11 protein-coding genes are annotated in these 12,829 nt (G+C 60.0%); 9 read left to right on the forward strand and 2 right to left on the reverse strand.

Annotation, left to right across the window (positions count from 1 at the left end; translation table 11 throughout):
• Window positions 1–37: 37 nt before the first annotated feature.
• From R8871_RS05605 to R8871_RS05625, 5 genes are read left to right on the forward strand one after another with little or no spacing between them, the layout of a single operon-like run.
• Window positions 38–1,204 (forward strand): SRPBCC family protein, encoded by a 1,167-nt coding sequence (locus tag R8871_RS05605; protein ID WP_175049419.1) that lies wholly within the window; start codon window positions 38–40, stop codon window positions 1,202–1,204.
• Window positions 1,205–1,236: 32 nt separating this feature from the next.
• On the forward strand, window positions 1,237–2,418 hold the full coding sequence (locus R8871_RS05610; RefSeq protein WP_175049420.1) for an ABC transporter ATP-binding protein: 1,182 nt from the start codon (window positions 1,237–1,239) through the stop codon (window positions 2,416–2,418).
• 1 nt (window position 2,419) lies between these two features.
• The gene (locus R8871_RS05615) at window positions 2,420–3,466 is read left to right on the forward strand and encodes an ABC transporter substrate-binding protein (protein WP_175049421.1); all 1,047 of its coding nucleotides are present in this window, start codon (window positions 2,420–2,422) and stop codon (window positions 3,464–3,466) included.
• A 37-nt stretch (window positions 3,467–3,503) separates the two neighbouring features.
• Window positions 3,504–4,757, forward strand: coding sequence for an ABC transporter permease (locus tag R8871_RS05620; protein ID WP_175050011.1), 1,254 nt, complete (start codon window positions 3,504–3,506; stop codon window positions 4,755–4,757).
• A 38-nt stretch (window positions 4,758–4,795) separates the two neighbouring features.
• Entirely contained in the window at window positions 4,796–5,623 is an 828-nt protein-coding gene (locus tag R8871_RS05625; protein ID WP_175049422.1) for an ABC transporter permease, read from the forward strand.
• 124 nt (window positions 5,624–5,747) lie between these two features.
• Here the strand turns inward: R8871_RS05625 and R8871_RS05630 are convergent, their stop codons facing one another.
• Both R8871_RS05630 and R8871_RS05635 read right to left on the reverse strand, forming a co-directional pair.
• On the reverse strand, window positions 5,748–7,076 hold the full coding sequence (locus tag R8871_RS05630) for an MFS transporter (protein ID WP_175050012.1): 1,329 nt from the start codon (window positions 7,074–7,076) through the stop codon (window positions 5,748–5,750).
• 37 nt (window positions 7,077–7,113) lie between these two features.
• Window positions 7,114–8,268: a M20 aminoacylase family protein gene (locus R8871_RS05635; RefSeq protein WP_175049423.1), complete on the reverse strand. Its 1,155-nt coding sequence runs from the start codon at window positions 8,266–8,268 to the stop codon at window positions 7,114–7,116.
• 234 nt (window positions 8,269–8,502) lie between these two features.
• Between R8871_RS05635 and R8871_RS05640 the strand changes: the two genes are divergently transcribed.
• The 4 genes from R8871_RS05640 (at window position 8,503) to R8871_RS05655 (ending at window position 12,812) form a co-directional block, all read left to right on the forward strand.
• Window positions 8,503–8,994 (forward strand): MarR family winged helix-turn-helix transcriptional regulator, encoded by a 492-nt coding sequence (locus R8871_RS05640; protein WP_175049424.1) that lies wholly within the window; start codon window positions 8,503–8,505, stop codon window positions 8,992–8,994.
• Window positions 8,995–9,278: 284 nt separating this feature from the next.
• Window positions 9,279–10,841: a histidine ammonia-lyase gene (gene hutH / locus R8871_RS05645; RefSeq protein ID WP_175049425.1), complete on the forward strand. Its 1,563-nt coding sequence runs from the start codon at window positions 9,279–9,281 to the stop codon at window positions 10,839–10,841.
• Between the two features lie 143 nt (window positions 10,842–10,984).
• On the forward strand, window positions 10,985–11,791 hold the full coding sequence (locus tag R8871_RS05650) for a transporter substrate-binding domain-containing protein (RefSeq protein WP_175050013.1): 807 nt from the start codon (window positions 10,985–10,987) through the stop codon (window positions 11,789–11,791).
• 91 nt (window positions 11,792–11,882) lie between these two features.
• Window positions 11,883–12,812: a LysR substrate-binding domain-containing protein gene (locus tag R8871_RS05655; protein WP_175049426.1), complete on the forward strand. Its 930-nt coding sequence runs from the start codon at window positions 11,883–11,885 to the stop codon at window positions 12,810–12,812.
• The last annotated feature ends 17 nt before the right edge of the window (window positions 12,813–12,829 follow it).

Raw genomic sequence — 12,829 nt, forward strand, 5'->3', positions numbered from 1 at the left:
GCCGCGCTTTCACCGTGAAGAATCAAAGGGGGACACCATGGCCAACCCGGCAAGGACGATCGCAGTGCAAGCGCTGGTCGACGAACTGCAGACGGGTTGCGAACGGTCATTCGGCGATGCGCATGCAATGCCGCCCGGTGTCTATACGTCGCCCGAATTCCTCACACTGGAAGAGCGCGCTATCTTCGAGCGCGAATGGCAATGCGTCGGCCGCGCCAGTGCGCTCAAAGTGCCTGGCGACTACATGACGGCGCGACTCGGTGCGCAGCCGATCGTCGTGTTGCGCGACGAACAGATGCAGCTCAAGGCGATGTCGAACGTGTGCCTGCATCGCATGTCGGTGCTGCTCGAAGGACGCGGCAACGTGCGCCGCATCGTCTGCCCCTATCACGCCTGGAACTATTCGCTGGATGGCGCCCTGCAAGGCGCGCCGCTCATGGATCGGCAAGAGGGTTTCTGCAAGGAAAGCTACAAGCTGCCCGCCGTGCGCTGCGAAGAATGGCAAGGCTGGATCTACGTGACACTCGACGAAAACGCGCCGCCCGTTCACGCGCAGCTCGCCAAACTGAACGAGCTCATCGGTGCGTACGGCATGTCGGACTACATCGAAACTTTCAATGAAGAGCACGTGTGGGACACGAACTGGAAGATCCTCGCGGAAAACTTCATGGAAAGCTATCACCTGCCCATGCTGCATCGCGCGACGGTAGGACCGCATTCACGGCTCGATGAAATGGAATGCCCGCCGGGCTACCCAGCTTTTAACTATCACTGGATCACAAAGGAAGCGTCCTTGCCCATCGGCAACGCGCATCCGGACAATACGCGGCTCACGGGACATTGGCGCAAAACCACAGCGCTGCTCGCGATCTACCCGACACATCTCGTCACGCTGACGCCGGGCTACTTCTGGTATCTCGTGCTGCAGCCTCACGGTGTTGACCGTGTGCATATCAGCTTCGGCGGCGGGCTTGCGCCGGAATTCGTTGCGGACACCGAGGCCAACGCGCACATGACGACGTTGAAAAAGCTGCTCGACGACGTGAACGCGGAAGACAAGCGTGGCGTGGAAGCCGTCTTTCGCGGCGTGCATGCGCCGCTCGCGAAGCCCGGTCACTTGAGCCATCTCGAACGCCCTAATTACGACTTCGCACGCTATATCGCTAGCAAAATCGCCGCGGCGCAGCTCGCGAAAACGCATTGATCAAGACGCATCATCGACAGGACGCGATCACGATGTCAAACCCCTCCTTCATTTCGTTCTCGGGCGTGAGCAAGTCGTATGACGGCGCGCAATACGTCGTCGATGACTTGAACCTCGACGTGAGCAAGGGAGAATTCCTGTCGCTGCTGGGTCCGTCCGGTTCGGGCAAGACGACGACGCTCATGATGCTTGCGGGATTCGAATCGCCCACGCGTGGCGAGATACGCCTCGACGGGCGGCGGCTCGACGACAAGCCTCCCCATCAGCGCGACATCGGTATGGTGTTTCAGAACTACGCGCTCTTTCCGCATCTGACGATCGCAGAGAATGTCGCGTTTCCGCTCTCCGTGCGGCGCGTAAGCCGCGCCGAGCAGAAGACGCGCGTGAAGCGCGCGCTCGAGATGGTCGAACTGCCGCATCTGGCGAACCGGCGCCCCGCGCAGCTTTCCGGCGGACAGCAGCAGCGCGTGGCGCTCGCTCGCGCGCTCGTGTTCGAGCCGAGCGTCGTGCTCATGGATGAGCCGCTCGGCGCGCTCGACAAGCGTCTGCGCGAAACCATGCAATACGAAATCATGCGGCTGCATCGCGAGTTGTCGCTCACGATCGTCTACGTGACGCATGATCAGGCCGAAGCGCTGACCATGTCGGACCGTGTCGCCGTATTTTCCGATGGACGTATTCAGCAAGCCGCCACGCCCAGCGAACTCTACGAGAACGCACAGAACGCCTTCGTCGCCAACTTCGTCGGCGAAAACAACGGGCTGACCGGGCGCGTCGTCACCACGAGCGAGGAGTGGGCCACGCTCGCGCTCTCGGACGGCAGCGTCATTCGTGGCCGTTGCGAACCCGGCCTGCGCGTGGGCGACGAAGCGATGCTCGCGCTGCGCCCCGAACGCGCACATATCCCGAGCGCCGAAGGCGCGCACGTCGACGAACACAGCAACGTGGTGCGCGCACGCGTCGAGGAACTGGTGTATTGCGGCGATCATCATCGCGTGCACCTCGCGCTCGGTTCACACGATTCCTTCGTCGTGAAAGTGCCCAATACGCAGCGTCATGCGCTGCCATCGCCCGGCAGCGCGATCGATATCGCATGGCGCCACGACGACTGCAAGATTCTCGCGATGAGCGTGCCACGCAGCGCGCCCGTGATTCCCGCATCCACACCGCTCTCACCCTCAATCATCACGACCGCACCAGCAGGAGCCAACTGACATGCGCACTCTCATCAAAGCACAAAGCGCCGCACTCGCCGTTCTCGCATTCGCCAGCGTCACCGTCCAGGCAGCGGAGACGCTCTCCGTTGTGACCTTCGGCGGTGCATACGAAGCGGCAGCGAAGAAGGCCTATTTCGAACCGTTCACGCAAGCCACCGGCATTGGCTTCTCGACCGAATCGTATGACGGCGGCCTCGCGAAGCTCTCCGCGATGGAGCAGGCGAAAAACACCACGTGGGACCTGATCGACCTCGAAACGAACGATGCGATCACTGCCTGCGACGAAGGCCTGCTGCAGAAGTTCGACAAGAAGACGCTCGGCAAGACGAGCGACTTCATCCCCGGCACGATCAGCGATTGCGCCGTTGCAAGCATGGTCTGGTCCACGGTCTACGCGTACGACACGAGCAAGCTGAAGACCGCGCCGACCACCGTCAACGACTTTTTCGATCTGCAGAAATTCCCCGGCAAGCGCGGCCTGCGTAAGTCGCCGAAGGTAACGATGGAATGGGCGTTGATTGCGGACGGCGTCGACCCGAAAGACGTCTACAAGGTGCTCGCTACGCCCGCCGGTGTGGATCGTGCGTTCAAAAAACTCGACACGATCAAGCAGAACATTGTGTGGTGGGAGTCGGGTGCCCAGGCGCCGCAGCTGCTTGCAGACGGCGCGGTCGTGATGACGCAGGCCTACAACGGCCGCATTTCCGACGCCGCGAAGAAGGACAACAAGCCATTCAAGACCGTCTGGGACGCGCAGGTTTACGACTTCGACTGGTGGGCCGTTCCGACGGGCGCGAAGCACGCCGACGCCGCCGCGAAATTCATCGTCTCCGCCTCGCAGCCGAAGGCGTATGCGGATTTGTCGAAGTACATCGCGTATGCGCCGCCGCGCAAGGATGCAATCGCCCTGGTCGACAAACAACGCCTCGCCGATCTGCCGACCGCCCCCGAGAATTTCAAGCGCGCCTTGCAGATCAACGCGAACTTCTGGGCCGACAACGCGGACCAGATCAACAAGCGCTTCCAGGTGTGGCTGACGCAGTAACACTATCGTCCAACGAGAGCCCAACGTGACTACCCACATGCCCGCTTCGGCCCGAGCCACGGCCCCGGGCTCTCCGACGAGAGCCGACGGCCGCGCGTCGTTTCAAAAGGCGCGCCGCCGTGCGTCGGTGCAGGCGCTTTTGCTCGCACTGCCGCTGATCGTGTTTCTGCTTTCAACGTTCATCGCGCCGATCGCGCTCCTGCTCGCGCGCAGCGTGCAGAACCACGAAGTGCCGGACAGCATGCCCGCGCTCACGCGCGCGCTCGATGCATGGGATGGGCAAGGCGTGCCGGACGAACACATGTTCGCGCTGCTCGCTGCGGGGCTCAAGGAGGCGCAGCAAAGCGGACAGCTCGGCACCGTCGCGCGGCGGCTGAACTTCGATCAGGCCGAGTTCCGTAGCCTGTTGATGCGCACCGCGCGGCAGTTGCCCCCTGATGCGCCGCCCGCGTGGAAACCGGCGCTCGTCGAACTCGACGCACGCTGGAATTCGCCTGAAATCTGGCGCTTGCTGAAGCGCGCCGCCACATCGCCGACGCCCGACTTTCTGCTCGCGGCCGTCGATGCGCAAGTGACGCCGCAAGGCTCAGTTGCGTTCGTGCCGGACAACGCTTCGATCTATCGTCAGGCGTTTGGGCGCACGATCTCGATCAGCGCCACAGTCACGCTGCTGTGCCTCGTGCTCGGCTATCCGGTCGCATGGCTGCTCGCGAACCTGCCCGCGAAAAGCAGTAACCGCCTGATGCTCTTTGTGATCGTACCGTTCTGGACCTCGGTGCTCGTGCGCACAACTGCGTGGTACGTCTTGCTGCAACCGGGTGGCGTCATCAACAGTCTGCTGATGGGGCTCGGTCTCACGACCCATCCACTGCCGCTCATCTTCAACCGGGCGGGTGTGCTCGTCGGTATGACACATGTGCTCCTGCCTTACATGATTCTCGCGATCTACTCGGTGATGAAGAGCGTATCGCCCGTCTATGTGCGGGCCGCGCAATCGCTTGGGGCGCACCCGTTCGTCGCGTTCGTGCGGATCTACATGCCGCAGACGCTGCCGGGCGTGGGGGCGGGCTGCTTCCTCGTGTTCGTGCTCGCGCTCGGCTACTACATCACGCCCGCTCTGCTCGGCGGCGCAGGCGACGAGATGATCAGTCAGCTCATCGCGATCCAGACCAACACGCAGCTCAACTGGGGCCTCGCCGGTGCGCTCTCAGCCTATCTCGTGATCTTCACGGCGATCTTCTATTTCCTGTTCAACCGCATTGTCGGCATCGACCGTTTGCGTTTCGGTTGAGACCTGGTTGATACACGCGAATACGACGAAGGAACGATATGCCAGACAAACGCAACACAGTGCTAACGGAACGCGTCGCCGCGCGCTGGGTGCGGCTGCATACAGCGCTTGTACTGTTCTTCCTGATCGCGCCGATTCTCGCGATCATCCCGCTTTCGTTCAATTCGGGCTCGTATTTCTCTTACCCGTTGCAGGGCTTTTCGCTGCGCTGGTATGAGCAGGCGCTCACGAGCGCGGCCTGGCAACGATCGCTTCTGAACAGCATTGGCATCGGCGCGGCGTCGACGCTGATCGCCACGTGTCTCGGCACGCTCGCCGCGCTGGGCATTTCGCGCGCGCAGTTTCCGCTGCGCTCGCTGATCATGCCGATCATCATCTCGCCGATGATCGTGCCGATTGTCGTCGTCGCCGCGGGCTTCTATCTGATCTTCGCGCCGCTTGGTCTTGTGAACTCGTATCCCGGCGTGGTGCTCGCGCATGCAGCGCTCGGCACGCCATTCGTCGTGATCACCGTGACGGCGTCACTGCTTTCGTTCGATCAGAGTCTGTTGCGCGCCGCATCCGGGCTCGGCGCAACGCCTTGGGTCACCTTCAGGCGCGTAACCTTGCCGCTCGTCACGCCGGCGGTCGCGACCGGCAGCGTCTTCGCTTTTGCGACCTCGTTCGACGAAGTCATCGTCATTCTGTTCATCGGCGGCCCGGATCAAACAACCGTGCCGCGGCAGATGTGGAGCGGTATTCGCGACTCGATCGATCCGTCGATCCTCGCCGTGGCGACGATGCTGATCGTGTTCGCCGTGCTGCTCTTCGCGAGCATTAACTGGCTGCGCGGCCGCGCGGCTGCCGCGAGCAACGCGCTTATCTGACGCATCGAGGCGACGGGGGTCGAGCTCATCCATCTAGGCTTCGCTTCGCGAGCATGCCTTGCGCCTCGCTCGCAGAAGCGGCCCCTCTGCGCCTCGTTACCGCTCACCACCGCTAGCGGGAAGACTACGCACTTCGATCAAGTTTCAGCTCAACGGATCTAACGCGTGCCGTTGCAGGGAGCAGCAGCACACCCGCAATGCCAATCAGGACGCTAAATTCCACGTAATAGATCGGCGCCAGATTGTTGCCCGTCACGTGTACCAGCCACGTATTAACGAATGGCGCCAAACCGCCAAAAATCAGAACGGCGAGGTTGTACGTGACTGCAGCTCCGGTCGAGCGAACGCTCACTGGAAAGACTTCGGTGAGTACAGCCGGTGTTGGTCCCCAGAAGAAGCTCATGAAGCACGACACACCAACCTGAACTGCCAGCAAAGACCCGAAAGACGGCCCACTGACCAACTGGTGGAACAGCGGATAAGCGGCCAGGCCGTAGGCGACGATGGCTGGCAGGAGCACGGCTTTTCGGCCATAGCGGTCTGACAGATGGCCTGCCAGCGGGCAAAAGATCAGGAGGACAGCGGTGCTGAGAAACGTGCTCAGATTGACGTCTGCGGCTGAAAGGCCCAGTTGCTTCTTTGCAAAGATCGGCAGGAAGAACACGAATACGTATGCCGAAACGGTGCCGACTACCGACATACCGAGGGTGCTCAACACCGCGCCTGGATAGTCGCTAAAAACGGTTCTCAGTGGCGTTTTCACAGGTTGTGTCTTGCCGTGCTTGACCTCCTCGGCATACGCAAGGAACTCAGGCGATTCATCGACACGCGAACGGATCAGCCAGCCTACCGGTCCGATCAGAATGCCGAGCAGAAACGGCAGACGCCAGCCCCAGGCTTCGAGATCGTGCGGGGCCAGGTTCGCTGTCAACAGATAGGCCACCAGTGCGCCTAGTGAAAAGGCCAGCGCTTGAGAGCACATCTGAAAGCTGCCATAGAAACCGCGGCGATTGGCGGGTGCGAATTCCACCAGCATCGTGGTCGCGCCGCTGAATTCCCCGCCCACCGAGAACCCCTGGATCAGCCGGGCGAGCACCATCAGGATCGGCGCTGCGATTCCGATCGCAGCGTGAGTCGGCAACAGGCCGATCATCCCTGTACCCACCGACATCAGGACAATCGTCAGCGAGAGTGCTTTCTTGCGGCCCACACGGTCGCCATAGAGTCCAAGCAGGACGCCGCCCAGGGGGCGCACTGCGAAACCCACTCCGAACGTGGCCAGCGTCAGCATCAAGGAGGCGAACTCATTGCCGGCAGGAAAGTACAGGTTGGCAATGACGACGGCAAACAGGCCGTAAATAGCAAAGTCAAACCACTCAAAGGCGTTCCCCAGCACCGAGGCAATCACGACCCTCCGAACCATTGCCGGTGTGGGCATGGGTTTTCCGTTCATCCCAGTTCTCCTCTGATCAAGACGTTCGATTCCGGATTTAGCCGAGCCGCTGTCGCACGATCTCGATGAAGACAGCTGCGCCGGTTGGCGAGGTGTCGTCGTCAAAGTCGAACTCGGGGTGATGGCAGGTGAGTCCACCATGGCCCAGGAAGAAGTACGAACCCGGGCGTTGCTGCAGCATGAAAGCGAAGTCTTCCGACGCCATTAACGGCGCTACATCGACGATGACGTTTTCCGCACCCAGCACTCGCTCCGCGGCGCGACGCACGTATTCGGTCTCGTCGACTGTATTGACGGTGGGCGGCGAGCTTTGCAGGTGTTCGAATCTCACCTCGCACCCATACATTCTGGCCGTACCTTCGCAGATATCCCGCAGACGAGCAAGCGTCAACGCCTGCGCGGCGGCCGAAAGGGTGCGTACGGTTCCTTCCAGGACTGCCGTATCGGCAATCACGTTGATCGCAGTTCCCGCGATGAACTTGCATACGCTGACGACAGCAGTGTCCAGCGGATCGATATTGCGGCTGACGATGCTCTGGATCGACTGTACGACGGTGGTCCCCACGATGAGAGGATCGATGGATTTGTGCGGCATCGCGGCATGACTGCCGATGCCTTTGATGCTGATCCGGAACAGATCGCATGCCGACAGGATCGCACCGGCCCGAACACCGATCTTGCCGGCCGGCAATGCGTTGTTGTTGTGCAAGGCGTAGATTTCGTCGCAGGGAAACCGTTCGAATAGTCCGTCACGGATCATCTCCGATCCGCCGCGCAGCGTTTCTTCGGCTGGCTGAAAGATCAGGTGAACGGTGCCGCAAAACGTGCGATGGGACGACAGGTACTTTGCTACGCCCAGCAGGATGGCCGTATGGCCATCGTGGCCGCAGCCGTGGAAAATATTGTCGTGTGTCGAACGGTGCTCCACCGAGCCCTTTTCCGTCATCGGCAGTGCGTCCATATCGGCACGCAGACCGAGGGAAGGTCCGGGCCCACCGGTGCCCCGAATCGTGCCGACCACGCCCGTGCCGCCTATGCCGGTGTGCACATCGATCGCCCAATCGGCCAGCAACTTCGCGACAAGTCCTGCAGTGCGATGCTCCTGGAAGCCAAGCTCAGGGTGTTGATGAATATCTCTGCGCCACGCCCGCATCTGTTCCCCGAGCGCGTTCAATTCAGCATCCTTCTGCATACCGCCACCTCTTGCGTTGGTGAGTCTGTAGCCCGTCTTTGCTCCGGCAAGGCGAGCGCTTCCGAACGTAGAGTAATTCATTAGTTGCAATTTGCAACTAATGCTTTTCCCTGATAATCCACCATGAACGGTCGGCTGGGCTATCATCCGGAGTGACCAGATGGCCGGTACGACAGGGCCGCTCTGGACGATCCAATTTCCGGGTAAGCAACTCTTCAGACAGGACGCAGAGAAATGCGAGCAGGTACGCCGTCGACCTCACAGAAGGCCAAAGCCGTCTCTACGGAGAGCGAGTTTGCCTATTTCCTTACGTTCAAGCTGGATCTGATCAAGAGCGAAATGATCAGTCGAGCCAACGCGGTCTATCGGCCAGCATTGGGCCTGGATGTGCGTTCGCTGCGGGTGCTGCGGATAATCTGCGACGCACCCGGCGTAACCGCGACCACCTTGAAGGAGCAGACGCTCATCGAGAAGACTCTGTTGTCCAAGCTTGTGACGGAACTGATCGAGCGAAAGCTGGTGCGGCGCACTATCCACCCGGACGACGCGCGTCACTTCGAGCTCTGGCCCACGGCGGCCGGCAAGCGGGCACGTGCGGCCAGCGACGAATTGGGCCAGTCAATGGAAACGGAAATGCTGTCGATGCTCTCTTCAGACGAGCGCGAGGAACTTAACCGTATTGTGGACAAGCTCGTGGCGGTATTTCGCAGCTCAGCGAAGGGCTAAGGCCGTGGATCTCTCGTAGATCAAAAAAATCGAGATTCTCTGCCGTCCAGAGTCCGACGAATAATTCCCCGGATTAAACAGTATTTATCCTTTACCAAATCAAATTAAAAACGGCAGAAAAATCCGGCTTTATTAAAACTAAACCCGGAACTCAAATCAAATCGTTTGTGCGCCAACACCCCCGCCGCTACTCTGTCCTGCAATGATCTCCGGCAAACATTCCGCTTTGAAGCGGATTTTTGCCACCCACTTCACTTCATTGCATTCGACAGAGGACATTCAGAATGAGTCTGGCGCACATCGAATCTCGACCCAGCAAGATATCCGAAGTTCAGCTCGGGGAATCCGATATTTCAATCGAGCAATTCATTGCCGTAGCCCGACATGGCGCACAGATAAAGTTTTCCTCCGTCTATCGCGAGCGCGTGTTGAATTCGCGCCGCCTGGTCGATCTTTTTCTGAGCCAGAACCGGCTGGTCTATGGCGTGACGTCTGGTTTCGGCGCCAATTCGACACGCGTCATCAGTCCGGACGACGCTGAGCAACTTCAGCGAAATATCGTGCGCTCCCATGCCGTCTCGGTCGGCGAACCGCTGCCGCGTGAAGTGGTCCGAGCCACGCTCCTGATGATGCTGATCAGCCTCGGCAAAGGTTATTCCGGTGTCAGCCTCGAATTGCTGCAGCAAATCGCCGGACTGCTGAACAACGACATCACGCCGTTTGCACCGGGCGATGGATCGGTCGGTTATCTCGCGCCCGAGGCGCATATGGCGCTCGTGCTGATTGGCGAGGGAGAAGCTTTCTACCGGGGTGAACGCATGCGCGGTGCCGAGGCATTGGAGCGTGCGGGACTGAAGCCACATTCGCTGCGCTGCAAGGAGGGGCTTTCGCTCACCAACGGCACCACCTCGGTCACCGCGATCGGCATGCTTGCGCTTTACAACGCGCTCGAGCTTTCAAAGGTTGCGGACATTGCCGCATCGATGTCTCTGCAGCCGCTCAAGGCCACCACGCGCTCACTGGATGCCCGGTATCACTCCGTCAAGAAACATGAAGATCAGCGGAACACCGCCGACAACATCCGGCGGCTGCTGGCGGGAAGTGCGCTATGCGAGCGCTTTGCCGATTACCGGTTGCAGGATGCCTACAGCCTCCGCGGCATCGCTCAGGTACATGGAGCGTCCAAGCGCGCGATCAAGAACGCCTACGACTCGATTCTCGATGAAGTGGGGTCGTGCGGCGACAACCCTGTCATTCATCCGGACGGTGAGGATGGCATCGCGATTTCCGGTGCCAACTTCGACGGTACGTTCGTCGGCATCGGGTGCGATCTCCTCTGCATCGCCATGACCACGCTCGCGAAGATCTCGGAGCGCCGGACGGACCGTCTCGTCAATCCGTACTTCAGCGAACTGCCCGCATTCCTGGCGAAGGATCCCGGACTGAACAGCGGATACATGATCATTCAATACACGGCGGCCGGATTGCTAGGCGAGATGCGCACTCTTGCTCAACCCGCAAGTGTCGATAGCGTGCCGACGAGCGGTAACCAGGAAGACCCCGTGAGCTTCGCCTATCACGCGGCACGAAAGGCCTACACAACTTCGCAGAAGTTGCAGCACGTGCTGGCGATCGAACTGCTCACCGCCGCCCAGGCGCTGGACTTCTTCGATCCAGCCGACGCATCACCCGCAACCGCTGCGGTCTATGCGCGAATTCGACAGGTTGCCCCGACAGCAGAAGGCGATCGTTTCTTCTATCCGGACATGATGGGTGTTCACCGGCTCGTCGAACAGGGCGACTTGCTGAGCATCGTGGAAAACATCGCCGGCACATTGCACAGCTGAAGCGGTAGCGCCAGCAATGCAGCGAACTGTGGCAATTCGAGCAATTCCAATCCAAGCACAACCTTGATTCGACACTATAGAGGTGTAATGTGAATGCGATTTCAACAAGAGTCCTGAAGACTTCTCTCGTCACTTTTCTCGGCATGCTGGCGCTGGCAGGAACCGGCGCTCAAGCAAAGGAATGGAAGACCGTGAAGATCGCCCTGGAAGGCAGTTATGCTCCATGGAATCTGACCTTGCCGAACGGAAAGATCTCGGGATTCGAACCGGAATTACTCGACAATCTGTGCAAGCGGGTCAACCTGCAATGCGAGACGGTTGCCCAGGACTTTGACGGCCTCATTACCGGCCTGCAGGCCGGTAAATTCGATGCTGTGATGGATGCCCTTGCAATCACGCCCGAACGTCAACAGGTCATTGCCTTCTCCAAACCCTACGCTGCAACGCCGGCTGCGTTCGCGACGGTAGATGGCCATGGATTGGCGAACACGACAGGAAAACCCTCTTCCCTCAAGCTGACTGGCAACCCCAAAACCGATAGCCAGTTGATCGCCCCGCTGCGCGATCAACTGAAAGGGAAATCGATCGGCATTCAATCCGGCACGGTTTATACGAAGTTCATCAACGACAACTTCAAGGACATCACGTCCGTACGCCTCTACAAGACCTCGGCAGAACGTGACCTCGATCTGGTCAACGGACGCGTCGACATAGCCTTCGACGACGTCACCTACTACGCTGGAATTGCCGACAACAAAGACACCGCCCGAATCCGGGTCGCCGGACCCACCATCGGCGGCACGGTTTGGGGGCCGGGAGAAGGTCTTGGGTTTCGCAAACAGGATGCGGATCTGAAAGCAAAATTTGACGCAGCCATCACAGCAGCACTCGCCGACGGTACCGTAACGCGCTTGTCGGAAAAGTGGTTCAAGACCGACGTGAAGCCGTAAGCGTGCGGTATTGCATGACGCCGTTGCGCGTCGAGGCGGAGATCAGTCTTTGCTAGACTGGCTTCACGATGGCATTTGCCAGGTCAACGACATGAACCGCCTTCCTCCTCTTCGAGCCTTGCAGATATTCGACGCCGTCATCCGTTACGGAGGCGTTGTAGCCGCCGCTGAGGCGCTTTACGTGACGCCCGGTGCAATTAGTCAGCAGATTCGCGTCCTTGAAGAATTTCTCGGGGTCACGCTTTTCGAGCGGGAGAATACGGGCCTGCGACCAACCCCGCTCTGCGAGATGTACCACTCGCACATCTCCCGGGGGTTCGAGTGCTTTCATAGCGCCCAGGCGGCGCTCAAAGCGCAGACGGGCCGCCGGCTCACCCTGATGACATTCCCGTCAGTCGCAACCCACTGGCTCGCCTCCAGATTGGACAAGTGGCACACCATCTGCCCGCACGTGCAGGTCCATGTGGAAGTCGTCGACCACGAAACCAGTATCGCCGCGAGAAGTGCCGACGTCCGGCTCACGTACGGGGCGCTACCGAGTGACGGAACGCCCTATCACGTTGTCTTTACGGACAAGGTTGCGCCCGTCTTTGCACCCTCGCTGCTGCAACCGGAGAAACCGATCTCGCAACCGGCGGATATCTTGCGCTATCCGCTGATTCACGTCGAATGGGGATGGGCAAACTTGTCACCGCCAACGTGGGGACACTGGTTGCATGCGGTTGGCGTGCCTCTGCCGGAGGGCCTGGCGCCGCTCACTTACTCCGTTTCCGGCATGGCAATCGACGCAGCAATTCGAGGCAGAGGCATTTCGTTGGGACAGGGCTTTTTTGCCATCGATAGCATCAAGCGACACGAACTGGTCGCGCCGTTCAAGGTCGCCTTACCCATGCCATTCCCATACTTCATTTGCTGGAAGCGCACTGCGGCAGATTCCCCTGCAACCAGGCAATTTCTCGACTGGTTAATTGAGGAAGCCGAGCAGACGGGACGCGACATTAACGCCATGTTCGGCGAGTGAGCCGTCGATCCTCACGA

It is taken from the genome of Paraburkholderia sediminicola (assembly GCF_902859805.1).
Lineage (GTDB): Bacteria > Pseudomonadota > Gammaproteobacteria > Burkholderiales > Burkholderiaceae > Paraburkholderia > Paraburkholderia sediminicola.

What these genes read in the sequence shown, in the direction of transcription:
- R8871_RS05605 (WP_175049419.1), top strand. Translation starts at nt 38, where the DNA reads ATGGCCAACCCGGCAAGGACGATCGCAGTGCAAGCGCTGGTCGACGAA.
- R8871_RS05610 (WP_175049420.1), top strand. Translation starts at nt 1,237, where the DNA reads ATGTCAAACCCCTCCTTCATTTCGTTCTCGGGCGTGAGCAAGTCGTAT.
- R8871_RS05615 (WP_175049421.1), top strand. Translation starts at nt 2,420, where the DNA reads ATGCGCACTCTCATCAAAGCACAAAGCGCCGCACTCGCCGTTCTCGCA.
- R8871_RS05620 (WP_175050011.1), top strand. Translation starts at nt 3,504, where the DNA reads ATGCCCGCTTCGGCCCGAGCCACGGCCCCGGGCTCTCCGACGAGAGCC.
- R8871_RS05625 (WP_175049422.1), top strand. Translation starts at nt 4,796, where the DNA reads ATGCCAGACAAACGCAACACAGTGCTAACGGAACGCGTCGCCGCGCGC.
- R8871_RS05630 (WP_175050012.1), bottom strand. Translation starts at nt 7,076, where the DNA reads ATGAACGGAAAACCCATGCCCACACCGGCAATGGTTCGGAGGGTCGTG.
- R8871_RS05635 (WP_175049423.1), bottom strand. Translation starts at nt 8,268, where the DNA reads ATGCAGAAGGATGCTGAATTGAACGCGCTCGGGGAACAGATGCGGGCG.
- R8871_RS05640 (WP_175049424.1), top strand. Translation starts at nt 8,503, where the DNA reads ATGCGAGCAGGTACGCCGTCGACCTCACAGAAGGCCAAAGCCGTCTCT.
- hutH (WP_175049425.1), top strand. Translation starts at nt 9,279, where the DNA reads ATGAGTCTGGCGCACATCGAATCTCGACCCAGCAAGATATCCGAAGTT.
- R8871_RS05650 (WP_175050013.1), top strand. Translation starts at nt 10,985, where the DNA reads ATGCTGGCGCTGGCAGGAACCGGCGCTCAAGCAAAGGAATGGAAGACC.
- R8871_RS05655 (WP_175049426.1), top strand. Translation starts at nt 11,883, where the DNA reads ATGAACCGCCTTCCTCCTCTTCGAGCCTTGCAGATATTCGACGCCGTC.